Origin of the sequence: Rhodococcus sp. P-2 (assembly GCF_016598535.1) — a bacterium.
Classification (GTDB): Bacteria; Actinomycetota; Actinomycetes; order Mycobacteriales; family Mycobacteriaceae; genus Rhodococcus_F; species Rhodococcus_F baikonurensis.
In genome coordinates, this window is record NZ_CP066779.1 from 1020801 (window position 1) to 1047432 (window position 26632).

General features: G+C 61.1%; 19 protein-coding genes. 5 read left to right on the plus strand and 14 right to left on the minus strand.

The features are described 5' to 3' along the window. The first annotated feature begins 14 nt into the window (after positions 1-14). Positions 15-1454 carry a C4-dicarboxylate transporter DctA gene (gene dctA, locus I7X09_RS04700; protein WP_200315826.1) on the plus strand — a complete coding sequence of 480 codons (1440 nt, stop codon included), beginning with the start codon at positions 15-17 and terminating at the stop codon, positions 1452-1454. 475 nt (positions 1455-1929) lie between these two features. Next, positions 1930-2814 carry a glycosyltransferase family 2 protein gene (locus I7X09_RS04705; protein ID WP_200315828.1) on the plus strand — a complete coding sequence of 295 codons (885 nt, stop codon included), beginning with the start codon at positions 1930-1932 and terminating at the stop codon, positions 2812-2814. Positions 2815-3168: 354 nt separating this feature from the next. On the opposite strand, the gene I7X09_RS04710 is transcribed toward I7X09_RS04705, so the two are convergent. Further along, positions 3169-3504: a hypothetical protein gene (locus tag I7X09_RS04710; protein ID WP_200315830.1), complete on the minus strand. Its 336-nt coding sequence runs from the start codon at positions 3502-3504 to the stop codon at positions 3169-3171. Between the two features lie 512 nt (positions 3505-4016). On the opposite strand from I7X09_RS04710, the gene I7X09_RS04715 reads away from it, so the two are divergent. Further along, positions 4017-4904: a glycosyltransferase gene (locus I7X09_RS04715; RefSeq protein WP_200315832.1), complete on the plus strand. Its 888-nt coding sequence runs from the start codon at positions 4017-4019 to the stop codon at positions 4902-4904. A 199-nt stretch (positions 4905-5103) separates the two neighbouring features. Here I7X09_RS04715 and I7X09_RS04720 read toward each other — a convergent pair whose 3' ends face one another. The 3 genes from I7X09_RS04720 to I7X09_RS04730 form a co-directional block, all read right to left on the minus strand. Continuing rightward, positions 5104-6468: an outer membrane protein assembly factor BamB family protein gene (locus I7X09_RS04720; RefSeq protein WP_200315834.1), complete on the minus strand. Its 1365-nt coding sequence runs from the start codon at positions 6466-6468 to the stop codon at positions 5104-5106. Next, a complete protein-coding gene (locus I7X09_RS04725) occupies positions 6465-7904 on the minus strand; it encodes a hypothetical protein (RefSeq protein ID WP_095970282.1) in 1440 nt (479 codons plus the stop codon). Before I7X09_RS04725 ends, I7X09_RS04720 begins: the two co-directional genes overlap by 4 nt. 183 nt (positions 7905-8087) lie before the next feature. After that, positions 8088-10334 (minus strand): MMPL family transporter, encoded by a 2247-nt coding sequence (locus I7X09_RS04730; RefSeq protein ID WP_200317672.1) that lies wholly within the window; start codon positions 10332-10334, stop codon positions 8088-8090. A 224-nt stretch (positions 10335-10558) separates the two neighbouring features. Between I7X09_RS04730 and I7X09_RS04735 the strand changes: the two genes are divergently transcribed. Next, positions 10559-12007, plus strand: a complete 1449-nt coding sequence (locus I7X09_RS04735) for a hypothetical protein (RefSeq protein WP_200315835.1) — start codon at positions 10559-10561, stop codon at positions 12005-12007. A gap of 54 nt (positions 12008-12061) precedes the next feature. On the opposite strand, the gene I7X09_RS04740 is transcribed toward I7X09_RS04735, so the two are convergent. The 6 genes from I7X09_RS04740 to I7X09_RS04765 form a co-directional block, all read right to left on the minus strand. Then, positions 12062-13174 (minus strand): NDMA-dependent alcohol dehydrogenase, encoded by a 1113-nt coding sequence (locus I7X09_RS04740; RefSeq protein WP_200315844.1) that lies wholly within the window; start codon positions 13172-13174, stop codon positions 12062-12064. A gap of 46 nt (positions 13175-13220) precedes the next feature. Beyond that, a complete protein-coding gene (locus I7X09_RS04745) occupies positions 13221-14720 on the minus strand; it encodes an aldehyde dehydrogenase family protein (RefSeq protein WP_095970285.1) in 1500 nt (499 codons plus the stop codon). Positions 14721-14828: 108 nt separating this feature from the next. Continuing rightward, positions 14829-16496, minus strand: a complete 1668-nt coding sequence (locus tag I7X09_RS04750; protein WP_200315846.1) for a sigma-54-dependent Fis family transcriptional regulator — start codon at positions 16494-16496, stop codon at positions 14829-14831. Between the two features lie 4 nt (positions 16497-16500). After that, entirely contained in the window at positions 16501-18138 is a 1638-nt protein-coding gene (locus I7X09_RS04755) for an AMP-binding protein (protein ID WP_200315848.1), read from the minus strand. 207 nt (positions 18139-18345) lie between these two features. Continuing rightward, positions 18346-19623, minus strand: coding sequence for an MFS transporter (locus I7X09_RS04760; RefSeq protein ID WP_200317673.1), 1278 nt, complete (start codon positions 19621-19623; stop codon positions 18346-18348). A 331-nt stretch (positions 19624-19954) separates the two neighbouring features. Further along, a complete protein-coding gene (locus tag I7X09_RS04765; RefSeq protein ID WP_166811284.1) occupies positions 19955-20494 on the minus strand; it encodes a hypothetical protein in 540 nt (179 codons plus the stop codon). Positions 20495-20716: 222 nt separating this feature from the next. Between I7X09_RS04765 and I7X09_RS04770 the strand changes: the two genes are divergently transcribed. Further along, positions 20717-21547: a glycosyltransferase gene (locus tag I7X09_RS04770; RefSeq protein WP_234036798.1), complete on the plus strand. Its 831-nt coding sequence runs from the start codon at positions 20717-20719 to the stop codon at positions 21545-21547. Positions 21548-21562: 15 nt separating this feature from the next. Here the strand turns inward: I7X09_RS04770 and I7X09_RS04775 are convergent, their stop codons facing one another. From I7X09_RS04775 to eat, 4 genes are all read right to left on the minus strand, one after another. Further along, entirely contained in the window at positions 21563-22861 is a 1299-nt protein-coding gene (locus tag I7X09_RS04775) for a haloacid dehalogenase-like hydrolase (protein ID WP_200315850.1), read from the minus strand. Between the two features lie 82 nt (positions 22862-22943). Then, positions 22944-23717, minus strand: coding sequence for an ethanolamine ammonia-lyase subunit EutC (gene eutC / locus I7X09_RS04780; RefSeq protein ID WP_200315852.1), 774 nt, complete (start codon positions 23715-23717; stop codon positions 22944-22946). Continuing rightward, on the minus strand, positions 23714-25138 hold the full coding sequence (locus tag I7X09_RS04785; protein ID WP_019744243.1) for an ethanolamine ammonia-lyase subunit EutB: 1425 nt from the start codon (positions 25136-25138) through the stop codon (positions 23714-23716). The genes eutC and I7X09_RS04785 overlap by 4 nt, the downstream gene beginning before the upstream one ends. After that, positions 25135-26607: an ethanolamine permease gene (eat, locus tag I7X09_RS04790; RefSeq protein WP_200315854.1), complete on the minus strand. Its 1473-nt coding sequence runs from the start codon at positions 26605-26607 to the stop codon at positions 25135-25137. The genes I7X09_RS04785 and eat overlap by 4 nt, the downstream gene beginning before the upstream one ends. Positions 26608-26632 lie beyond the last annotated feature (25 nt).

Consider the following 26632-nt stretch of genomic DNA (forward strand, 5'->3'; position numbering starts at 1 on the left):
TACCGTTCTCGTCCATGCCCACTCCCGTAAAACTGCCGAACAGCGAGCTCGCGCGACTTGCCAACAAGCCTCCCTGGTACCGATCACTGTTCGTGCAATTGATCGCCGCTATCGTCATCGGTGTTCTCATCGGCTGGTTGTGGCCGGAATTTGGCGCGAACCTCAAACCCCTTGCCGACGGGTTCATCAAGCTGATCAAAATGCTGATCGCGCCGATCATCTTCTGCACCGTAGTGATCGGGATCGCCCCCGTCGGCGATCTGAAAGCGGTGGGGCGCATCGGCGTCAAGGCTCTCATCTACTTCGAGGTCGTGACCACCTTCGCCCTGTTGTTCGGGCTGCTCATCGGAAATCTGATGAAACCGGGTGCGGGATTCAACATCGATCCGGAGACGCTGGCGAACGGTGCGGACGCCGTGGCCGCCAAGACCGGAAGTGGCGAACTACCCCACACCGTCGAATTCCTGCTCAACATCATTCCGGTGTCTATCGTCTCTGCCTTCGCCGAAAACGCACTCCTCCAAGTCCTCTTCTTCGCCGTACTGTTCGGACTCGCCTTGGCCAAGGCAGGCGAGAGTGGACCACCGATCGTGTTCGAACTCGTAGATCGCCTGAGCCATTTGTTCTTCACGATCATCGGCTGGATCATGAGACTGGCGCCGTTGGGCGCTTTGGGCGCGATGGCGTACATCGTCGGCCAGTACGGGATCGCTTCGCTCGGAAGTTACGGAAAGCTGATCGCCGCATGCTATCTCGCGGCCGTCCTGTTCATCCTCATCCTGGCCGCGATAGTCAGGTACTTCGCGGGCGTGAACCTGTGGAAGTTCGTCAAGTACATCAAGGACGAACTCTTCCTCGCGTTGGGAACGGCGTCGACCGAAGTAGTCCTGCCCCGAATCATGGTCAAGCTCACCAACGCCGGATGCTCGCGCACGACAACAGGATTGGTGGTGCCGACCGGCTACTCGTTCAATCTCGACGGCGCGACGCTGTACCTGTCGATCTGCATGCTGTTTCTGGCGCAGGCACTCGGCGTGGACCTGACACTCGGTGAACAGATCACTGCCGTCCTGGTTCTGATGCTCACGTCGAAGGGAATGGCCGGCGTGCCGGGATCGTCATTCCTGGCGCTGTCGGCCACCGTGGCCGCAATCGGTCACGGCGCAATTCCCGTAGCCGCAGTCGCTCTCCTACTGGGCGCCGATCGAATCATGGATTCGATGCGGGTGTCGGTGAACCTGCTCGGGAACTGTGTCGCAACCTTCGTGGTCGCCAATTGGGAGGGGCAGCTCGACAAGGAGCGCATGCGCCGAGTGCTCGACGGCGAAGACGTTCCGCCGCTCGAGGAAGTCGATCCGATCACCGGAAAGATTGACCCTGCCCCCGAAACCGAGGGCGCCGTGCCCTGTCGAGGGGATGGTGACCAACTGCTCCACGTCGGAAATCGGTGCTGAAGGTTCGCGGGGGACGCACTTCACCGGAATACCGAGACCAGCACGCCCGAACGCAAATATTTGCACAAGTAGCGAGCTTGCCAACAAAAGGACCGGTGCAATCACAGATATTCGACGTGCGCTGGGCTAATTCGACGCCAGGGAAAGCGTCCTTCATTATCTCGATATTGCTACGCGGTTGCCATCGTTCTGATCCAGAGATCAGCGAACGGTCAGCGTTATGTTTGCCTGAAACAGAAGGACTAAAGTCCACTGTTCAGCCGACAAACAGACTTGCGTGAGCAAAAATCAAACATTACGGAAACCCTTTTCCGACACAGAAACGCGCATCTAGCTGCAGTTACCTCAATTCCTCAACGGTGTGGACATTTGCCAAACTGCCGAAATATCACCGCTCCAAATTGTCGGAACGGACGCCCATTGCTATCGTAAACTTTGCGAAGGACTGGACGAATTGCCCCAGCAAAGGAGCCAAGTGAGCGAGTCCATGCAAGAAGTTGAACACTTGTCCACTCATCGACTCTCCGTGGTTGTTCCAGTATTCAACGAAGAAAATTCTCTTTCGAACTGCATCGAGCGCTTACTGATCCAGGCCGAAATCGATGAGATTCTGATCGTCGACAACAACTCGACAGACGGCACCGCCTCGATCATCCACGAATTCGCCGAGAAGTACGACCGAGTGAGGTATGTCTTCGAGGCCCGACAAGGCGTCGTTCATGCGCGGAACGCCGGCTTCGACGCCTCGACCGGCAACATCATCGGTCGAATAGACGCAGACACGCGAGTCCAACCGGGATGGGCCCGTGCGGTCAAGGGCTTCTTCCAGCGCAGCACTGCGCATTCAGCGGTCGCCGGACTCACGTATCTCTTTGAATCGCCGTTTGCTCGAATCCACCGTTTCGCACTGGACCGTCAGGTCAAGCACGGAAAGTTCGATTGCGAACGTCAAGTACTCGCTGTCGCCGGAGCAAACATGGCGATCAGAAAAAGCGCATGGCTGAGCGTTCGCGAGCGAGTCAGCGACCGGCTGGACATCCACGAAGATATCGACCTTTCACTATGCCTTCGTGAGGAAGGAATGACGATCGGTCAGATCGCCGACATGCGAGCAGAAACGTCCGGGCGACGCGGCGAAACCCCTCCGTTGGAGTACCTGAAGTACAACCAGGCATCCGAATCGGTCTTGCACCTTCACAACATCATGAATTGGCGCCTCAAACTGACAATCTGGGGCGACTCGATGCTCCACGCGCTCGTGTGGCCCGTCTACCGCCTCTACAACTTCGAGCAGGAGCGCCTGGAGTTCAGGCGCTTGTTTGGCAGATCGCAAGGTCGAATCATGCCAGTTCACCAGTAGCCCATCGATTTCGATACTCACCATCGACGACAATTCGGCCGCGAGGGCGAGGTCCACCAACTCTTCGACGATCACCGTCGTGCTGCATGTTTGATCGACGGAATCTTGAACACTTTACCGACGGAGGTTGGTGGAAGCTCGTCGATTACATGGATGAAGACCGAGCCGCCGGCTCGGTCGCGTGGGCTCCCTCGCAGGCAACGAGGGCGTCGACGCTCAGCTCGATGGACCAGGACAGGCAGGCGTGCCGTACCGACACCCCATCGAAATGCTCGACAATCCGCCAAAAAATCTTCGACGGCCACTCTGGCTCGGTAGCCGAGTGGAACCAAGATCCGCGAGCGTGGTGCCTCCCTACAGCGGAGCCAACCCGATGAAGTAGACGGCATCGACATGGAACCGCGGCAGATCCCTCAGCACTAAAGCATCGGCCAACTCTGCGAGCTGAACGGGCAACTCCGCCAACGAGACTCCATTCAGCTGAGGATAAGCGGAAACTTGCGGCACCCGTCGTCTCCGGGTATGGAAGTACGCCGCCACGTCGTCGAGAGTCCGGCATACTTCGAACGTGAGTAGTCGGCACGCAACAGATCGAAGTCGCCGGTCGCAATCTCGGCCACGGACAACTCCACGGGCAGCGCAGCGCAACAAGATCTCGACCTCTTCCAGTGGGAAGATGTCGATCGCCATTGGGCCTGAGTTGGATTCTGCGACGGGTCGAGTTCATGCGCCAGACAATCGAAGTGTGGGCGCCGCATCGGAATGGAAGCTCCGAGGTGGTCCCGGTCGGTGTGGGCCTGATACTCAGTGAACAGGTCACCGCCGCCCTCGTACGGATGCTCACATCCCAGGGAATGGCCGGGCACAGCGCTCTTCGTGCTGTGCGCCACGATGGCCGCAATCGGTCACGGCGCGAATCGAATGCGTGAGATACGGCATACAGAACGAGTTCTGGCACTCGAACAACGGCGCACACATCGATCTGAGAATCGACGCCGCAATAGCCTCCTATCGAACAGGTATCCCACTACCTGCAATTTCACGACGAGAATCTCAATAAAGAGAACAAATCGTACACCAGCAGCCATGCGGCCGTTTCGGCATGGCCTATCTACCCGACTGCCACGATTTTGAAGGTGAAAATTTGATTGATACCGTTATTTCGTGAAGATTCGCCCGAACCGTACACCTCAGGAACAAATGTGACATCCACAGAGCAATCGACTGAGAATCCTCACCGCCGTCACCTGTCGGTCGTTGTACCTGTGTTTAACGAAGAGGCAGGAATCGCTGACTGCATTGACCGTCTGCTCGCCCAAGGTGACGCAATCGACGAGATCTTGATAGTCGACAACAACTCCACAGACCGAACTGCCTCGATAATAAAACGCTACGCAGGGTCACACGAAAAAGTTCGATATATCTTCGAGCCACGCCAAGGTGTCGTACATGCCCGAAATGCGGGTTTTGACGCGACTTCTTGTGAACTGGTCGGCCGAATCGACGCCGACACCCGGGTCCAGACCGGATGGGCGACCGCGATTTGCGAATTCCTCGGCCCCAACTCCACCCATTGCGCCGTTGCGGGCGTTACATACCTCTTCGAATCCCCTTTCTCGCGCGTCCACCGGTTCGTACTTGACCGACAAATTCGACGTGGAAAGTTCAATCATGATCGCCGGGTGCTCGCTGCTACCGGAGCGAACATGGCTGTGAAGAGATCTGCGTGGCTAGAAGTGCGGAAGAATTTGAGCGAGCGCACTGACATTCACGAAGACATGGATCTCTCGATATGTCTCCAGAAGATCGGGTTGACAATCGGACAGTGCGACTCTATGCGCGTCGAAACATCGGGGAGACGGGGAGAAACACCTCCGCGCGAATACTCGAAATACAACCGCGCTTCTGAAGCGGTCCTTCGGCTCCACAACATCATGAATTGGCGCTTTAAGTTCCTGATCCGGCTGGACACAGTGGTCCACGCCTTGGCTTGGCCGATGTACCGTGCATACAATTTCGAGCAGGAGCGTCTGGAGTTGAGACGCTTGTTCGGCAAGTCGCAAGGACGAATCATGCCGGTCAACCAGTAGCCAATCCAGCTTCGCTACTCACTACAGGTTCGAAGGGCTAGTCCAGCAGAGACCCCCTCGTTCCTGATTCACACGAAAAGTTCGCCGTGTCCTCCACGAGGTACACCGAAACCCGCTCAACGATGACCGTTCGGGCCGCTGACTGCCGAGTACCGGGCGCTTATCCGAGTGTAATTACGGACACGCACCACACCGGATCTCACGACACCTTCAACGCCGTGATGCGGTCTTCACTGGAGCGCACCAGCACCTTGTCTCCCGCCCACAGCTCCCGCGGCATCGCCCAGGGGGTGAACTCGTCGTCCCCGTCCCGCTCCACTTGAACCTCCCAACTCCGTTGGCCGGTCCTGACATCTGTTCCGTAGACGTTGCCGTCGTCGACGACGACATCCCCGTGCCAGACGATCTCTCCGGCGCGCTCGGCGTTCGATCGCCACAGGACCTCACCGGTGAACAAGTCCACGAACTGGACCTCTGGCTCGGCACCGGAACGAGTCACGGCGACCACGTTGCCGATCACCGCCAACGACTGCGCGGCATCGAACACCTCGCTGTCGGTCCACAGTTTCTCGCCAGATTTACGGTCGAAACCACTGTTTCCCAATATAATCGGAGTCGATCCTCCCGCGGGATCATCTCGGCTGTATCGGCCGCCGAAATACGAGGACTCCGAGGGGAGTTCGTCCGTCCTGGCGAACTCGCGCCCGTGCGGATCGAGCGCGTACTCACTTGTCGGACGGCCGTTGCCTTCGCAACCGCCGTCCGATACCAAGGTCACGCCGTCTGACGATGTATGCGCGGTCGAGCAGGTGGAGTAACCGTGCACCCACCGCTGTTCACCGGTCTTCAAATCGAATCCCAAAGACTCGTCGAGAGCGATCACACCCAGATCACCGTGAACTGACATCATACGATCGACGTATCCGTCTTCCCACGATCCACCGATGTCGAACGCCTTGGACCAGTTCGCTTCCGGATCGTCGACCGTTCCGCTGTGCACGCGAACGTCGTTGCTCTCGATATCACCTTCGAGCGCGAGGACTGTGTCACCCGAGACAACCGCAATGATCGGCGCCCACGGCGTCTTGATGTCTCGTCGCTCTCCAGTCTCGATGTCGAACAGCGAGTACGAACCACCGGATACGTACGGCCCGGAGAAACACAGCAACGAGTCGCCGAGCAAGGTTTCGGAACAACCACCGATGTCGACCGCCGACGTGCGCCAACGGACAGCGCCGTCCTCGGCGTCCAATCCGACCAATTCCGCGTCGTCCAACGAATACGCCTGACGATCAGGCATACCGATCATCGTGACCACAAGTGATCCGGCGTCGATGAATCCACCCATGTCCATGTTGAATTCGGTTCCCACGAGTGGGCTCCGAAATATCGCGAACTCGCGCCCCAGAATCTCGGAGGCCTCGACGCTCCATAGCGGCGACGAGATCGCTGTCGGTTCGGAACTCGTCGACGTGACCACCGTGGCGATGGCGGCAGTGACGGTGACTACGGCTGCGGCGGCCGCGATCCGAAGGCGCGATTTCGGGGAGAATCTGGTGGTCATCGAATCTCCAAGCCTTCGGTCGTCGCGAGAAACTCCAACTGCTCGAACGTCATCGGATCGTTCGGGATCGCAGCCGACGACGAAACCGAGACTTGGGTCCCATTCGGGCGGGTGACGACCACCGACCTGCTCGTTTCCTGCGTCGATTCTGCTTTCGAGCCGTCATTTGTCATCGGCACGGTCGCGTAGTGCCGTTCGTCTCGCTCGATCACGGATCCATCCGGTCGCGTCACCACCTCCAAGGGGTGCCCGTCGTAGGAAGGGTCGTATTTGTTGGGCTCCGTGGGGAGTGGTTGTCCGCCGGTAATTGTCATGTTGAGCGTCGCCTCGCTGTCTCCCGTCCGAGTGGGAAGTCTCTGACATGCGGTGGACTTGTCATTCTCCGCGACCGTCAGGGTGCCCGGTCCGGCGTCCAGAATCGGAAAACCCGGAGGTACAGCGCGCCATCTGACCTCGAGTACGGCGTTGAGACGTTCGATCGTCGCGCGATCGAGTTCGGCCCCGTCGCCGGAATCTCGAGGGATTCCGTGGCACTCTGGCGAAAGCGGTGCAGTGCCCGGGGGAACAGGCGTCGTGATCAGCAGTTGTGGCATTGCGACAAGGGTTGCAAGTTCGTCGAGCGTCAGTGGCACCACGCCGGAACTCTCGGCGTCCCTACCTCCGTCGTTGTTCGTGTCGTTGACATACGCCTGAATCCGGGTCCCGTCGGCGCCGTACAACATTGCCGACCGATTAAGGGTGCGTACACCATTGGTTTCGGTCCACGTATCCTGCAGATCCACCACAGACTGATCGGCCAGCACCCGACGTTCGACGAGCGACCCCGCGACACACGATGGGATCGGATCAGAACTCGAGTGCAGCATCAGGCTGAGCGCGCCGATCTTCCCGTCCCGAATCAGCGTCCCGGACGCTGTGGTGGACGCCAACTCCTCTAGCGAGAATCCCTCGGGCAGCCCATCTGTGTTCGAAGGTGCAGAGATCGGCCCGAACTGCAGCGAATTGCCCGGGCTGGCGAACTTCAGCTCGACATCTTTCGGGAGCGCCTGTTTGACCGCGTCGGACATCGCGGCTGCCTTGGCGCTCGAGAACCACGGAAAGCGCGGATCGTCGTACGTGTCAGAACCGTCCAGAATGTAGGAGAAGAACGAATCCTCCTCTGGCGCTTCGACACTCTCACAACCCGGAATGGTGGTCGGGTACACCGCGCTCGGTGTGACGTACGAGAATTCAGGCACGTCCTCCGGCGCCATCTCTTCCGGTGTGGACGTCATGCTGATCGACGAAGACGCAGCTACCGAGATGTCATCGGACGGCGAACTGCTCCAACGATCCACCAGCCCGGCAACCACTGTCCCGCCGGCGATCAGGGAGACGACCGTCAGCGCGAAGGTCCACTTCTCGGCCCGACTCGAATCGGTTTGCTCCTTCGACACGTACCCTCGCAGTCACCGTCTCGGCTCGCCCCCGATGCGCGTCGCCTCTGGAAGTCCTGTCGCGATCACAGCGATTTTTGTTACCAACCGGATGGTTTCCTATCGCGCTCGCGCCGTATGAACACACAAGAACGGGGTGCCAGTTGCTGTGCAACCGGCACCCCGTTCTGACGACCTGAGTGCTTACACCCTCACAGGCACCTGATTCGGGTCTGGATCGGAATCCGGATCCTGCTCGATCGGAATTCGCCGAATCGCTTCACCCTCGATGTCGACGTTCGGCAGGATCTTGTCGAGCCACGCGGGCAACTTCCACGCCGAATCACCGAGGATCGACATGACCGCAGGAATCACGATCATGCGGATGATGAAGGCGTCGAAGAAGACTGCCGCCGCGAGGCCGAAGCCCATCATCTTGCTTGTCGTCTCCGAGGACAGCATGAATGCACCGAAGACGGAGATCATGATGATGGCCGCCGACGCAACCACTCGGGCGCCATGGGTGTAGCCGGAGATGATGGCGTCCTTGGCCGACAATCCGTGCACGTATTCCTCGCGCATTCTCGTCACGAGGAACACTTGATAGTCCATCGCCAACCCGAACACCACACCGATCATGAAAATCGGCAGGAACGAGATGATGGGTTGTGTGTGCTCGATCAGCCCGAAGTCGCCCTCCTGGAAAATGGCCACCGTGGCGCCGAAGGTCGCGCAGACGGAGAACAGGAATCCGAGAGTTGCGGTCAGCGGCACCAAGATCGAGCGGAAGACGACCATCATGATGATGAACGCCAGCCCGACCACCACGATGAGATACGGGATGAGCGCGGAACTGAGCTTCGACGACATGTCGGCAACGATCGCGGTTTGACCCGCTACACCGAGTTCTGCGCCTTCCGACTTCACCGTCGATCCGTAATCCCGGATCTGATTCATCAGCTCGTGGGTTTCGGGACCGCTCGGCGACATCTGTGGGGTGACCGCGATGAGCGCAGAGTTGGCGCCCGCCATCGGGTTTGCCGCGTCGGGTCCGTTTCCGACCCACATCAACTGATCCGGCGTTGCGACGTTGTCGAGGCCCTTGATGTGCGCGACAGTGCCTTCGGCAATCGCGGTGATGTCGGTACCGTCCGGAGCGTCGAGCACGACGAACAATTCGCCGTTGACGCCTTCACCGAACCCACGCTGCAGCAGGGCAAGTGCCGGTCGCTCTTCGTCCTGAGTGAACGAGAGTCCGAGTTCGAGCTTCGTCATCGGAATAGCCGCGATCACCAGGAGGACCAGCGCAGCACCCGCGATCGGCCACGGGTACTTGGTGACTATCTTGGCCCAGCGATGCCCGTTGGATTCCATCGTCTCGGGCTCGTCACCGTGGCGCAGCCCGGGGATACGAGGCGAGAACGCGAACCGACCGAAGATACCCAGAACCGCTGGGATCAATGTGATTGCGCCGAGCACAGCGATGATGACGGCAACCGCTGCCGAGATTCCCATCTGCGTGATCATCGGAACCCCGACCACCGCCAGGGCTGCCAGCGCAACCACCACTGTCAGGCCTGCGAATACGACAGACGAACCGGCAGTACCTACTGCCCGCCCGGCTGCCGCTTCCCTGGTTCCGCCCAGGTTGAGCTCACTGCGGTAGCGCGACACGATGAACAACGCATAGTCGATCGAGACTGCGATGCCGATCATCGTGACGATTCCCGTGACGCCTTCGTTGATGTCGAAGAAGCCCGAGCCGAGTGTGACCGTCAGAGTGGCCAGCGCAATTCCCAGAATTGCAGTGAACAACGGAATGAAGGCCGCGATGAGGGCGCCGAACGCCACGATCATCACGATGAACGCCACCGCGAAGCCGAGCATCTCCGACAGGCCGCCCGCGGCCTGCACCTGCATCATCGAACCGGTTCCTTCGACTTGCAGGCCACCGGAGCGGAATTTTGCCATCAAATCGAGAAACGCAGTCTTGTTGGCCTGCGTCTGATCCTCGATGCGAATCGACTGATTGAGCTGGATCAGCCCGACCTTGCCGTTGTCGCCGAGAACGGCTGACGCCACCGCTGGATTGGCCTCCGCGAGAGTGACCGGATTGACGATCTTCTCGGGATCGACGATGTCCGGCAACGTCTTCGCCTGCGCGATCAACTGGTCGATCTGATCGCTGTGTGCGGCAAGTCCGTCGTCTGCCGCGATGAGGATGCTGGTCGACGCCTGAGTTTGCTGCTCCGCTGCAGCTGCAAAGTTCTCGTTCATCAACTCGGTCGCACGCTGTGAATCGGTGCCCGGAAGATTGAATTCCTTGGAGAACGTCGGATTTGTGGCGCTGATAGCGCCCCCCACCACCGCGATCACGATAATCCACGCGGCCACCACAAGATACTTGTGGCGGAAAGCGAACTTCCCCAACCTGTAAAGATACGTAGCCAACGTAGGCCTCTCTCGCCGTGGACTGGTCTGTCCGAAGAACACGGGGTCTTTCGGTGCCAAGGTCATACGGTACGGACCGATCGGCCCGTTGGCACCCGGTATATCTGCGAAAACGGCATATCCGGCGCGCTCTCCTTCTCCTTTTCAGACCGCTCGGTACCGTGGACACGACACGGGCAGGCGCCTCACCAGAGCAGACGTCACGCAGTACGAAAGGCAATCCCATGAATCACGGCCAGGCCGTCGATCGCGATCACCTCCTTGCCGGCCAACGGCGACTCGACGCGCTCGGCCCACGATTGACGGGATCGCCTGCACACCACGCGGTGGTGGAAGAAGTCGCGAACGAACTGACCGAACTGGGCCTCGAAGTCCGGCGTGATTCACACACTTTCGAACGTTGGGATCTACCGGCGACATCTGACGGACTTCGCATCGAATTGCCGACGGGGCCGATCAACGTTTCGTCCGCATTCCCCTACTCCGGATTGACCGGACCACAGGGAATCTCCGCTCCCCTGGTCTACGTCAGCGCGCGACGCCCCAAATGGTCCGCGGCCAAAGGCGCGATCGCAGTGATCGAGGTCCCGCACATCGATCTTCCCCGCAAGCTCCTGGTCAGCGAGTGGGGTCCGATCGCCACCGACGAGACTCTTCGAAATCCGGTTCTCTCCGCAACTCTTCTGGGCCCGAAACTCGACAAGGCTCGCAAGGCCGGAGTGCTCGGCGTGATCGCAGTGTGGCGAGACATTGCTCCGGACAACGCGCTGGGACAATATCTTCCGTTCACGCAGCCGTACCACGACATCCCCGCCGTCTGGGTGGCCGGTGACGAGGGCAGGAAGGTTGTCGCTGCAGCGCGTTCCGGCCAGCGGGCGACTCTGGTTCTGGATGCAACTCTGCATCCAGGCACCCGGACCGACACCGTGTGGGCGGTATCCCCGGGGACATCACCGGAAGAGACAATTCTGCTCATCACTCACAGCGACGGAACCAACGGCGTCGAGGAGAACGGGCATCTGGGAATGTTGGCTTTGGCGCGGCACGCCGTCGCGCAGCCGCATCGACGGTCGTACGTTTTCGTCCTGGCGACCGGCCACCTTCGAATTCCGGCGGTGTCCAAGCACGGGCAGGCAACGTCCACCTGGCTCGAAGCGCACCCCGAGATGTGGAAGGGCGAAGCCGGTCAGGCGCGAGCAGTGGCCGGGATCGCGATCGAACACCTCGGTGCACTGGGCGATACCGGGGACACCTCGACCGGCAGCTATGCCTTGGAGACCAGTCCGGAGCCGGAACTGCTTTACGCAACAAGTCGGGAAGTACACGACATCGTTGCACCACTGTGGCGCGACATCGGAGCGGGCGATCGCCGAATCGTGGCGCCAGGACCGGTCATTCACTTCGGTGAGGGTGAACCACTGTTCGAGCGGAAGATACCGACAGTCGCCTTGGTGACGGCGCCGCAGTACCTACTCGCTCTGCGTGATGCCGGCGCCGTCACGCACGTCGATCTCGACGCGATGGTGAAGCAGGTCGAAAGCTTCCGCGATCTACTCGACGCGTTCGACGCAACCGACACTGCGGCTTTCGGCCCGGTGGTCTCGCGTTCGGTGTTCGCGAAGTTCTCGGCACTACTTCAGTTGATGCAGATTTTGTCGAAAGCCAAGAAATAGCGCTGTGCGCCTTTATTAACCGCCCGCGGTTAATAAAGGCGCACAGCAGGTGTCCTACTTGTCGTGAATGATCACGCCACGGATGTTCTTGCCGTCACGCAGATCCTGGTAGCCCTGGTTGACGTCTTCAAGGTTGTAGGTATTGGTGATCAGTTCGTCGAGCTTGAGCTGTCCCGCATCGTAGAGACGGAGCAGACGCACGATGTCGTACTGCGGATTCATGGATCCGAACAGCGTGCCCTTGATCGTCTTCTGATTCAGCGTCAGATCGGTTCCCGACACGTGAACGGTCAGCTTGGCCGGATCGGCGAGACCTGTGATCACCACGGTGCCGCCCTTGCCGATCACTGCAGTCGCTGCACTGACCACGTCCTCGTCGACGGTGCCGACAAGGATGAGCGCGGCGTCGGCGCCCTGTCCCCAGGTCAGCTCGTTTACCTTGGCAGCAGCGCTCTCGGCATCCGCAAAGGCATGCGTGGCACCGAACTTGAGTGCGGTCTCACGCTTGAGCGCAACCGGGTCGACCACCACGACGTACTTGCAGCCTGCCGAAACGGCGCCCTGAACGGCGTTGATGCCGAGGCCACCGATGCCGTAGATCACCGCAGTGTCGCCGGCGCGGAGGTTACCGGCGTTGACGGCCGTTCCCCAACCCGACGGCACGCCGCAGCCGACCACCACTGCAGTCTCCAACGGAAGCCAGTCGTCGATCTTGACTACCGAGTGCTGGGAAATGGTCGCTCGCTCGGAGAACGTTCCGAGCATGCACATTCCGCCGAAATCCATTCCGTTGCCGTGGAAACGGAAGGACCCGTCCGTCATGGAACCTTCGAGGATGGTGGCACCCATGTCGCACAGGTTCTGGCGACCGGTCGAGCAGTAGCGACAGGTGCCGCAGTTGGGAATGAAGCTGCACACGACGTGGTCGCCCGGCTTGACCTTCGTGACGCCGGGTCCGACCTCTTCGATGATGCCCGAGCCTTCATGTCCGCCGACGATCGGGTAACGCGGCGGGAGATCACCGTCGGTCAGGTGCAGATCCGAATGGCACAGTCCGGCAGCGGTGTACTTGATCAGTACCTCACCCACGCCCGGGCCGTCGAGGTCGAGTTCCATGATCTCGAAAGGCTTTCCGGGCTCGAGCAGTACAGCAGCTTTGGTCTTCACTGGTGATCTCCTTGATTGTCGGACGAGAGAATGAGCGTGGGGTCGGTCAGAGGGCGATGTTGACGGCCTTGGTCTGGGTGTAGAGATCGATGGCGGAAGCGCCGAGCTCACGACCCCAACCCGACTGCTTGTATCCGCCGAAGGGCATTGCGGTGTCGAATCCGTTGTACTGATTGATCCACACCGAGCCGGCCTTCAGACGCTTTGCCGTGCGGTGGGCCTTGGAAATGTCCCGGGTCCAGATGCCGGCGGCAAGGCCGTAGATGGAATCGTTTGCGGCAGTGATCGGTCCGTCGTCCGCGTTGAACGGCAGCGCCGCCACGACGGGTCCGAAAATCTCCTCCTGAACGATGGAGAATTCGGGCTTGACGTCGACGAAGACGGTGGGCTCGACGAAGTAGCCCTGATCGCCCCAGCGATTACCGCCGGTGAGTGCGCGTGCGCCGTCGGCGATTCCCTCACGCAGGTAGCCGGTCACCTTGTCGAACTGCTCCTGCGAGACCAGCGGTCCGAGCTGGGTGGTGGGATCGAGACCGGGTCCGATCTTGACCTGGCTCGCTGCGTGGGCGACAGCCTCGGTGAACTTCTCGAAGATGGTGTCCTCGACGTACAGGCGTGTGCCCGCAACGCAGCACTGTCCGTGGTTGAACAGCCAGGCGTTGAGCGAACCCTCCACTGCGGAATCGAAATCCGCGTCGGCGAACACGATATTGGGGCTCTTGCCACCGAGTTCGAGCGTGACCTTCTTCAGATTGCCCTTGGCGGCGTCCACGATCTTCTTGCCCACCTCGGTGGAACCGGTGAACGCAACCTTGTCCACGTCGTCGTGGCCGGACAGTGCAGCACCAGCATCGCCGAAACCGGGAACGATGTTGACGACGCCCGGCGGGAAGCCGGCTTCTTCGAAGACCTCTGCGAGAAGGAGCGCGGTGAGCGGGGTCTGCTCGGCGGGCTTGAGGATCACCGTGTTGCCGGCAGCGAGAGCGGGGGCGAGTTTCCACGACGACATCAGCAGCGGGAAGTTCCACGGCACGATCAGTCCGCAGACGCCGATTGCCTCACGGAGTGTGTAGGCGTGGAACTCGCCTCCCGGAGAGAAGGGCATCGACACGTTGACGGTGCTGCCTTCGATCTTGGTGGCCCAGCCAGCGTAGTAGCGGAAAACGTCTGCGGCCCATGCAACGTCGACGGCAGTGGCGATGGCAACGGACTTGCCGTTGTCGAGAGCTTCGAGCTGGCCGAATTCTTCGGCGCGGGCGGTGAGAATGTCGCCGACACGCCAGATCATCCGCTCGCGCTCGTTTGCCTTCATACGTGACCAGGGGCCGTCTTCGAAGGCTGTGCGAGCGGCGCGCACCGCGCGGTCGATGTCTTCGGCTTGCCCGTGCGCCACGTCTGCGAGCTTCTGTCCGTCAGCCGGGTTGTACGTCGCGAAGGTCTGCCCCGAAGCGGCGTCGACGAATTCGCCGCCGATGTAGAGCTTCTTCGATCCGTTCAGGAAACCCTGTACCGCGGAACTGATGGTGTGTTCGGCTACTGCCGTCATCGGAAACTCCCCTGAAGTAGTGAGGTGCGAATGTGATGCACGCCATACTTCCGCGCTTCCAGGGGTGCTAACTGTCCGAACTTTGTACAACTGGAATCGGACAGAAAATTACACAGTGATATCGAGAGCCCGCATGCGTGTGTAGAGAGTGCTTCGGCTGATTCCGAGCTGTGCCGACGCGTGAACCTTGTTGCCGCCGCAGTCTTTCAACGCTCCGATGATCGCCTGACGCTCGGCCTTCTCCCGCCCGGCCAACCGCGACACCTTGGTGGTGGTGCGATAGTCCTCGGGCAGATCTGCGACGTCGATGCGATTGCTCGAGCGATCGCCCGAGGCGCGATGGAGTACGACGCGCAATTCGGCCAGATTGCCCGGCCAGCTGGCCGCCGCGAGCGCTTCGGCGGCGCTGGCGGTCAACCTCAGTTCGGGCGAGATCCCCTCCAACATCGCCTGCGCCAACTCGGCGATCTCGGCTTGTCTCTCGCGCAGTGGGCTGATGGCAATTCTGGAGGCACAACGCGAGATGAGCGACGCGATTGCCGGCGGTAGATCCACGACCGCGCCGCTGGTCAGTACGATCCTCGGCCCCTCGGCGCTAGCATCGATCAGGTCTGCAACAAGCGGCAACACCGAGTCCGGAAGGAGTTGGACCTGTTCGATCACCACGACGCCCGAACGCTTACGAGCGGCTCGCACGAGATCGGTGACCCATTGCTCACGGCCGTCAAATGCGATTCGCGTGGCGTCGAGCCAACTCGCATCAACGCTGCCGACGACGTCCGATGCTGCCGAGGTTCGGCCGGAACCCGCTTCACCCGAGATTGCCACGGCGGCAGAACCCGCGCGCGCTCGCAACAGGTCTCGGCGCAGACGCTCGCCCGGAGACGGTGCACGCTCGTGTGTTCGGCGGATCGGTGCCCGTTCCCGCTGGAGCGGTTCGACCAGGAAGAGCGCACCGCCGTCGGCGCCGGAAATCCGGTCGGCTTGAACTCGCGCCAGCGCACCGGACGCCAATTCGACTGTCACCAATCGTGATTGGTCCGGGTTGAGGTCGGCAATCAAGGAACGCAGCGATACGTGGTCGGCGGTGTCGAGCAGATCCAAGGCGGTTCGGTTGCTCAGCAGGATGTCGTCACCGATGGCCGCGACGGCAATGTGGCGTTGATGTGACACTCGCTGAAACGCGTCGACCAACCGCTGCTCCGACGCTTTGGAGCCTTCGAGCAGCCGTTTCTCGATGTCTGCTGCCGCACGCGCAAGGAAGGGCGCGAACAGTGGGTTAGCCTGCGAGACAACGCCGGTCATGTCGAGAATGCCTTCGACGCGACGTGTGACGGGATGCAGGATCGGCTGGCCGTAGCAACTCAATCCCTTGAGGCTGTCGAGAAAATGCTCGTCACCGTGGATCACGACACTTCGTCCGACCTCGAGCGGCGTCCCGAGCGCATTGGTGCCGGCGTGCTCTTCACCGAAGCGTGAACCGTTGACAACACCCAACCGCTCGATCGTCCGCTCGACGCGGCTGTCGGAGTACACCGAGGCCACCACTCGGCAATCCCGATCGGCCAGCAGCACACAGAACCCGGTGCCCGCGATCTGTTGCGACACCTCGTCGAGCACGGGTGCGGCGGCCCGGAGTAGACGAGACTCGCCGTCCTGCTCCTCGGTGTCCACGGCGATTGCCGACGACGGATCGAGGCCACTGAGTCGAGAGCGCTTCCAGGAGAGCGCGATCTCGGGGCGTACCGGCTCACGCTCCCCTGGGTTCGCGGACATACTCTCAGGCCTGACCGATCAATTCGATCGCCTGTTCTCGCATTGCGATCTTGCGAACCTTGCCCGTGACTGTCATCGGGAACTCGTCCACGACATGGACGTACCGTGGAATCTTGTAGTGCGCAAGTTTGCCGGTGCAGAAGGCACGTACCGAATCGGCGTCCAGATCGTCTGCACCTTCGCGCATCTGGACCCACACCATCAATTCCTCGCCGTACTTTGCGTCGGGCACACCGATGACCTGGGCGTCGAGAATGTCGGGGTGGGTGTAGAGGAACTCCTCGATCTCACGCGGATAGACGTTCTCACCACCGCGAATGACCATGTCCTTGATGCGTCCGGTGATGGCGACGTACCCGGCCTCGTCCATAACTCCGATGTCTCCGGTGTGCATCCACCTGGCAGCGTCGATCGCCTCTGCGGTCTTCTCCGGGTTCTCCCAGTATCCGAGCATGACCGAGTACCCACGCGTGCACAGCTCACCAGGTTCGCCGCGCGGCACCGTCAATCCTGTTGCCGGATCGACGATCTTGATCTCGAGGTGCGGCCCCACCCGCCCGACCGTTTCGGTGCGTTGCGCGATCGAATCGTCGGAGCGAGTCTGCAGCGACACCGGCGACGTCTCCGTCATGCCGTAGCAGATGGACACCTCTGCCATGCCCATCCGATCGATGACCTGCTTCATCACCTCTACCGGGCAGGGCGAACCCGCCATGATGCCGGTACGAAGGGACGACAGATCGAAGCTCTCGAAGTCCGGCAAAGCCAGCTCTGCGATGAACATCGTCGGAACGCCGTAGAGAGATGTGCACTTTTCGGCCTGGACGGCTTCGAGCGAAGCGCGCGGATCGAATGCCGGGCCCGGAATGACCATGGCAGCACCGTGACTGGTGCACGCAAGATTGCCCATCACCATGCCGAAGCAGTGGTAGAACGGCACCGGGATGCACACCCGATCGATTTCGCTGTAGTGGCACAACTCGCCGACGAAGTAGCCGTTGTTGAGAATGTTGTGGTGGCTGAGCGTCGCACCCTTCGGGAAACCGGTAGTGCCCGAGGTGTATTGGATGTTGATCGCATCGTCCGCCGACAGCGCGGCCTGGGCAGCTGCGAGCGGAGCCGGATCGCTTGCCTGCGCCGCCAACCCGTCTGCAAGCACGGCGTCCCACTCGGGTGAGCCGAGCAGGAGCACCGAAGTCAGATCCGGGCACTGCGGCCGCACTGTCTCGATCATCGACGCGTAGTCCGAGGTCTTGAAGCTGGCCGCCGAGACCAGGGTCGAGATTCCGGCCTGCTCGAGCACGTACTGCAACTCGTGCGAGCGGTATGCCGGGTTGATGTTGACCAGGATCGCCCCGATCTTTGCCGTCGCGTACTGCGTGAACGTCCACTCCGGACAGTTGGGAGCCCAGATCCCCACCCGATCACCCTTCCCCACACCACGGGAAAGGAGTCCGGCAGCGAGCCCGTTCACCTGTTCGGCGAACTCTCGGTACGTCCATCGTCGACCGCTGGCATGGTCGATCAACGCATCACGGTCACCGTGCGCGGCAACCGTGCGATCCAGGTTGTCTCCGATGGTGTCGCCCAGCATCGGACCGTCCCATACTCCGGACGTATAGCTGGGCAGCGGCGTACTCATGTGTTCTGTCCTCTCCGGTTGCCTGTTCAGGCACCTATGAGAGGGGCCGCCGCAGCGGACCCTCTCATCTACGAATTTACTCGATTCGGTGTGATGCACGACATACTTCCCGGTGCGGGGTGGCCGTAACTGTTCGAAGTCCGGACACCCCACCCGACTGCTGTGCGCCTTTATTAACCGCCGGCGGTTAATAAGGGCGCACAGTGGTTACAGCGCGTGGTCCTTGGTTTCGACGAGCGCCCAGGTGCAGACCAGACTCACCACACCGAGGATTGCCAGCATGATTCCGATGGCCATACTCCCGTAGGCCGAGGCCAGCGGTGCGGCGATCAGCGGCGGCACTGCACCACCGAGCACTCCGGCGAGGTTGTAGCCGAGGCCTGCACCGGTGTAGCGGTAGCGGGTCTGGAACATTTCCGGAAGCAGCGCACCGCAGGGGCCGTACGCGATTCCGAAGATCATCAGCGTGCCGAACATTCCGAGGATGAACGCGATCGGTGTTCCGGTGTCCAGGAGCGGGAACAGAACGAGCGCCCACACCACAGCGAGACCACACGAGATCATGATGACCTTGCGACGCCCGATGCGGTCCGAGTACAAGGCGGAGGCGATGATCGCCGCACCGAAGACGAAGGCCGACGCGATACCGACCGACAGGACGAACGGGCGGGAGAAGCCGAGGGTCTTGGTTCCGTAGCTCGTGAGGAACGCCGTGCCCATGTAGAAGAACGCGAACAGGCAAGCGAGGGCGCCGGCCGAGAGCAGGATTTCCTTGGTCTGGAATCGCCAGGCATCCAGGAACGGGAGGGTGCGAGGTGCTTCGTTCTTCTGCTCGGCGACGCGCTCTGCCTGCTCCGCCTTGAAGACCGGGGTCTCCTCGATAGCGAGTCGCATGTAGAGGCCGATGCCGACCAACACGATGGAGAACAGGAACGGGATACGCCAGCCGTAGTCGAGGAAGGCCTGATTGGTATCGCCGAGAACAGCGCCGGTGATGAGGAAGGTACTGCTCGAGAGAACGAAAGCGATTGCGGGGCCGAGCTGCGGGAACATCGCATACAGACCACGTTTGCCCGGTGGGGCGTATTCCGCGGTGAGCAGAGTTGCGCCCGCCCATTCGCCACCGACCGCGAAGCCTTGGCCGAATCGCAAGAGCACCAGGATGATCGGAGCCGCAACACCGATGGTTGCCGCACCGGGCAGCAAGCCGATCAGGAGCGTCGAGATACCCATGAGCAGGAGCGTCGAGATCAGAGTCTTCTTGCGACCGATGCGATCACCGAAGTGTCCGAACAGCATTGCGCCGACGGGCCGCGCGATGAATGCGACTGCGAAGGTCGCAAACGATGCGACGGTTCCCGCGGTGGCACCGAGCGCGGGGAAGAATACCGTCGGAAAGACAAGTGCCGCAGCGGTTCCGTAGATGAAGAAGTCGTAGAACTCGATGGTCGTGCCGATGCAGCTCGCGATCGCGACGCGCCGCACACTGGTGGTGTTCTGCGGGGGTTGCGTCGCACCTGCGGCACTCGCACCCCCGGCGCCGGCGGCACTGGTGCCGCCCGTGGGAGAGACTGTGGTCACTCGATTCCTCCGTGGTCCCGTGGTGTCGCCCTGTGGGCATCACCGTCGATAAGAGGAAAGGTAGTGATGTGGCTCACCCCCGCACTACCCCCGAAAGGGGGTGAAAGTGATCTGAGTCACGACTTGTATGCAATGGTAACGAGTTTCACGGCCGCTGACATGCCACAGGCCGTCCGATTCGTTCTCACGAATCGGACGGCCCATTGTGAACGGCGTCAGGGTAGAACGCTACGGATCAAGCCTTACCGGCAGCCCCGAACAGCTCCTGACGGATCTCCCCCCACACCGTGGCATAGGAGTCGATGATCGGTTCCGAAATCCACTTGGACTCCCCCGCTTGAACTTTCGCGAGAGCGTCCGAGAAGAGATCCTGGTAGCGAGACAACCGCGGAACGAAAGCCGACAGATCGTCGAACAGGTTTGCCGCCCGGCGATCCAGCTCTGCAAGGGAATCCGCGTCTGCGCCGTCGACGAGTGCGACGAACTCGGCGTCCAAGGGAAGGAACGCCTCGTACACCTCACCGATGGAGTCCTCGTCGATCGAGACCCGCTCAGCGTCCAACTGATCTTCGAGTTCTGACAAGCCCTTCTCGGTCAGGCTGATGGCGTCGTCCGATTCGACCGCTTTGCCCTGCTCGACAAGTGCGTCGTACGCAGCTTGACCGGACGCTGCGCTGACGCCCAAGTGCTCGGCCAGGACCACCGCTCCGACCCGCTCCTTGAGACGTACTGCTTGAAGCAGCGCCAATTCGTCCACGTTGCCAGCGAAGGCCATCGATTTCTCCTACTCACGTGCCGCCTCTGCGGCTCCAGCATGTCAGCGGACACCCCTGGGTCTCCGCAGCCCAGCGAAGGGCTCGAAAGAATCAGATCACACACGCTTAGCCGTGTGTCGAGTAGCTGACGAGGGGCTCCCCGACTGACAATTCGGACGATCCGGTATGTTTGCAGCGTGATAGCTCCGATGGTGTCTGTGATAATCCCCTGCCTAAACGTCATGAAATACATCGACGTCCAGCTGACTGCGTTGAGCGAGCAGAACTTCGGCGGAGTTTTCGAGGTCATCGTGAGTGACAATGGATCGACGGACGGTCTCGAACAGCACATTGCAAATCACCCGCTCAGGGCTGAGCTCGACCTTCGATATATAGATTCTTCTCAGAGAGCTGGAATCAGCTTTGCCCGGAACAATGGATCGGCACATGCGCGTGGGCAGTTTCTTGCATTTTGCGACGGTGACGACCGCGTCCACAGTTCCTGGCTGACACAGCTGCTTCTTTCGGCAGAATTCGCAGATCTGATTGCCGGCGGCGTGGAATCAGAATCGATCAATTCGTCGGAAGTGCATTCGTGGCGGCCACTTGCCTCGACGGACGGGTTGGTTCTCGGCCGCTTTCTTCCTTCTGCGATGGGTTGCAACATTGGAATCTGGAAGCGCGCCTTCGATTCGATCGGCGGCTTTGACGAATCGATGACAGCGGGCGAAGATGTCGAGTTTTCGTGGCGAGCCCAGATCTCAGGCCTGTCCTTCGCCCACGCGCCTAAGGCAACCGTCGCCTACCGGCTTCGATCAACCCTTAGCGGAACATGGCACCAGACCGTGTCGTACGGTATGGCTGAAGTCGAGCTATTTCTTGCATTTCGTGACTACGGGGTCCGACGACCGACGATAAAATCTTCGCTCACCACTCTTGCCGGCCTAATCTTGCTGAATCCGTTGATTCCACAAAGGCTCAGCGGAATGCCGCGGGGTCGATGGATCGCCTTTGCCGGTCTACAGGTGGGCAAGCTCAAATGCGCCGCCAGGAATCGCACCTTCTACTTCTGAGCGCCCGATATCGTTTCAGGCGACGGAATCGACCTGATCGGGGATCACGCTGCCGTCCGCACGAGTCACGGCGCCTTTGGCCCCGGCCGCGTCGGTGTAGGCCTCGGTCGAGCAGTGATAGGGGGCATCTGCCTGGGCTTTGGGTTCGATGAACATGGGGTTGACCAGCCATTTCCCGTCACTGTTGTCGTAGGCATTGCACATCAGTTCGGGATTGTTCCGGTTGATCACCAGACGCGCACCGCTCGCATCTCCGAGAAAAGTCACGTCGGTGACGGAATCACCGGCAGCAAACACCTGACGCCGATCGGCAGGCAACTGCTCGAACGCCGTAGGCCCTTGGACCCCGTAGACAACCTCGTTGACCTGGCACCGCTTGCCGTCGATGTACGGAATGACCGAGTCGTCACCGTCCGCAACGCCACCACATCCACGCAGGCGCCCGGACAGAACATCGTCCTCGACGATGGGCCGCACGCCCATCACGTGATCGGCGTCCAATCCCAGCTGTTCCGCCCAGACTCGAACGACCGGTTCGGCCGACGCGGAGATGATCCGCACGTCGAACCCATGAGCGCCGAGAGACTTCACCAAATCTTCGATCTGCGCGTAGTAGCGCACCGAGCCGTCGACTTCCGTCGTACCGACGATCTGATCGGATCCTTCTGCAGCAGTGAGATTCTCGGCACGCGCTGCGCGCGCGTACTCGGTGACCTCATCCTCGGTGTGCCCCGCCATCAACTGCACGGCCCACGCATACGCGGCCTTGGTCCGGCGGTGATCGTAGCCGTCGAATGCGGCCTGACCGTCGCGCGTCTTCTCCGCGAGCACCGCAACGATCTCGTCCGCGCAGTCCAAGTCGGTACTGGTCACCAGGGGTTGACCCGGGGCGGTCTCCGAGCCACACGCGGCGGAAAGGGCGGCAGCGCCCGCTGGAGTCATGAAGCGACTGGTGGTTACCCAGTCGCCCCCGGCGGGCTGTAACACCTTGTTGTTCTTGATCATCCAGAATGCAGTGGCGCTTCCGATGTCGTTCTTGACAACTGTGTTGTCCCAATCGAAGAGCGCCAACGGAGCACCGTCATCGACATCACCCGCAGCTCCACACGTTCCGAACTCCGTCATCATGGCATCCAACCTCACACGGTTGTCGCCGTACCACGCCAGGCTGGGATCCAACGCCGCGCAGGATGAACCACTCTGCGCCGCATCCTCTTTCGTGGCGCTCTCGGCCGAACTACATGCAGTTGCACTCAACAGGACACTACCTACGGCCAACGCGCACAGGGCGCGGGCATGCAGCGAACGGAACATCGATTCCCTCATTTTCGTCGTGATTCGGGTACGACGGCATACCCGAGTGTCGATCGACCCGGGTATGCCGTGCAGCTGTCAACTAATCGAGCGTCAGCACTTCTCCCGACGCAACGGCGTCGGCGCGAGAGGTGTCCTTGAGGTCGACGCCGGAGCGGCCCAATTGGCGCGCTCCCGCCACCAGCCCAAGGACAACACGAGCAGCCTGCTCGTATCCGAGCCCCTCGGGTGGGTGGACATTGGAAATGCAGTTTCGATCCGCGTCGGTGCGACCGACGCGCGGGAGGTGAGTCAGATAGATACCGACGCTGTCCGCAACGGAGAGCCCTGGACGTTCGCCGATCAGGACGATCGCCGTCTGCACTCCCATCGCTGCGGCGATGTGATCGCCCAGCGCCACACGGGCGTTGGTAGCAATCACGGGCGGCGCGATGGAGTACCGCTCCCCCAAAACCGTGACCAACGCGGACAGGAGTTGCTCGCCGTGGTCCATCAGTGCTCGCGGGGAGAGTCCGTCGGCGAGGATGAACCCGATTTCGTTGTCGGAGCTCGAGATCGCGCTCAGGTCCGCGGGCTGGCGCCCTAGGTCGGGCCTCCGGAGATACTCGCTGCGGGTGGAGACGCTGCTCGCGACTACCACCGGAGCCCCGATACCCACCCCTTCGACCCGACTGGCGAGAGTCTCGGAATCGAGAGGCTCGTGGACCGCGTCGCGAGCTGCGGCGTGCGCCGCCTTGAATTCGAGAACCCGCTTGGTGGGCAACGAATCACCGGCGCGGCCCAACCCGATACGCGATTGTGTGGTCTTGCGCAGTGGACCCCAGAAATCGAGGATCGGTGCCTGATCTTCTGTCATGAGTTCACCGTCAGAGCCCGCAGCGGCGACATCTCGGCATCGATCGGAAGAACCCGACCGTTTGCGTCGGTCATCCCCAAATTGTGGAGCCAGGTCTCGAACTCCGGGGCAGGCTGCAAGCCGAGAACCTTACGCACGTACAGCGCGTCGTGGAACGCCAGACTTTGATAGCCGAGCATCACGTCGTCGGCGCCGGGCACCGCGATCACGAACGCCGCGCCGGCGACGCCCAGCAAGGTGAGCAGGTTGTCCATGTCGTCTTGATCGGCTTCGGCGTGGTTGGTGTAGCAGACGTCCACTCCCATCGGCAGCCCGAGGAGTTTTCCGCAGAAGTGATCTTCCAAGCCCGCGCGAATGATCTGCTTGCCGTCGTAGAGATACTCGGGACCGATGAAGCCGACCACGGTGTTGACCAGCAACGGTTCGAGATCACGTGCCACGGCGTATGCCCGTGTTTCGAGCGTCTGCTGATCGACCGGGGCTCCGCCGGTGCCGTAGTGGGCACCTGAACTGAGGGCGGATCCCTGCCCCGTCTCGAGGTACATGACGTTGTTGCCGACCGTTCCGCGGTTCAAGGAGCGCCCGGCCTCGTTGCCCTCACGCAGGAGCGGAATATTCACTCCGAAACCGGAATTGGCGCCTTCGGTACCGGCAATCGATTGGAAGACCAGATCGACCGGCACCCCCGATTCGATCAGTCCGATCGTGGTGGTCACGTGCGAGAGCACGCACGACTGAGTCGGGATCTCGAATCTCTGACGGATGTCGTCGAGCAGGTGGAGCAGATCCGAGGTGGCCTGGGGCGAGTCCGTCGCGGGGTTGATACCGATGACGGCGTCGCCACATCCCATCAGGAGACCGTCGAGCGTTGCCGCCGCAATGCCGCGTGGATCGTCCGTCGGGTGATTCGGCTGGAGTCGAGTGCTCAGCCGTCCAGGTAGCCCGATGGTCGTGCGGAACCCCGCGGTGACCGTGATGGCCTTCGCGACGGCGATCAGGTCCTGATTGCGCATGATCTTGCTGACCGCGGCAACCATTTCCGGGGTGAGCCCGGGACTCACGGCGGACAAGCGTGCGGAAGCTTCCGGCGCCGACGCAGTCTCGAGCAGCCAGTCCCGCAGTCCGCCAACCGTCAGGTGGGCCACCGGCGCAAACGCGAGGCGATCGTGGCTGTCGATGATGAGGCGAGTTACCTCGTCGTCCTCGTACGGAACCAACAGATCTTCGAGGAATACGGTCAGCGGAAGGTCAGCCAGAACCCATTGGGCAGCAGCACGTTCGGCGTCGGAGCTTGCCGCGCATCCGGCGAGCTCGTCGCCCGAGCGCAGCGGTGTCGCTTTTGCCATCAGATCGACGAGACCGTCGAACGAGTAGTTGGTTCCGGATACCTGCTGGTGATACTTGGCCATCCCGCGACTCATCCCAATTCTTCTTCCGCCTGTGCAAGTACAGCAAACTCCTCGTCCGGCGAGTTGGCAACAAGGTGGTGGCGACTGTAGAGACCGAAGTACGCCATCAGAACTCCGAAGGCAACCAGGGTCAACAGTGCTGCAACGGGATCGACCAGGAAGGTGGCCACCACCGATACTGCCGCGATCACGAGCGCAAACGAGGTGGTGGCGATACCACCGGGCGTACGGTACGGGCGCGGCATGTTCGGCTCGCGCTTACGAAGGACGATGTGACTCACCATCATCAGGACGTAGCTCACTGCCGCGCCGAACACCGCCATGTTGAGCAACATGGCACCTTCACCGGTGAGTGAGAGCGCGAAGCCGATGATTCCGGGAACGACGAGAGCGAGAGTGGGTGCCTTGCGCTTGTTGGTCACCGACAGGTTCTTCGGCAGGTAACCGGCGCGGGAGAGCGCAAACGTCTGACGGGAGTACGCGTACATGATCGAGAAGAAGCTCGCGACCAGACCGGCGAGGCCGATGTAGTTGACGGCCTTCGCCGCGCCGCTGTCCCCCAGAGCCTCGACGAGCGGATTTCCGGAGGTCGACAGGGCATCGGCGCCGAGCGCACCGGTGGCGAGGAAGAGAACCGTTGCGCCTGTGACGATCAGGATCAACATGCTGATGATGATGCCGCGGGGTACGTTCTTCTCCGGCTCACGCGCTTCCTCGGCGGCCAGTGGCACACCCTCGACAGCAAGGAAGAACCAGATCGCGAAGGGCACGGCGGCCCAGATTCCGAGCAGACCGAACGGCAGGAACGACGAAGATCCGACCGCGCTGGTGTCGACGGCGATATCGGTGAGGTTGGACGAATCGAAAAGGCCGACAGCCGAAACCGCGAACACGACCAGGCCGACGAGTGCAATGGCGGTGATGATGAACATCGCCTTGAGTGCCTCACCGGCGCCGGTGAGGTGAATACCGATGAAGATCGCGTACACCGCGAGGTACACCCACCACCCGTCGGTGATCCCGAACAGGTTCAGGGATTTGACGTACGCACCGATGAAGGTCGCGATCGCCGCGGGCGCGATCGAGTACTCGATGAGAATTGCTGTGCCGGTGGCAAATCCGCCCCAGGGCCCCATGGCCCGTCTGGCGAACGTGTATCCGCCACCCGCGGCCGGAAGTGCCGACGACATCTCGGCCATGCCGAGCACCATCGCCAGGTACATACCCGCGATGACAACCGCCGCGATGAGAAGGCCACCGAAACCACCTTCGGCCAGACCGTTGTTCCAGCCGGCGTAGTCGCCGGAAATCACATAGCTGACGCCCAACCCCGCAAGCAGCACCCACCCTGCTGTTCCCTTTCGGAGTGTTCGTTTCTCCAGATACGAATTGTCTTCCGCATGGAAGTCTGCGCCGTCGTGGTGTGCACCCGCGGCACCGGCGTTTTTGCCGGTTGCGTGGTCGGAAAGAGACATGTCCATCCTCTGAATCGGTCAAGAATGAGAC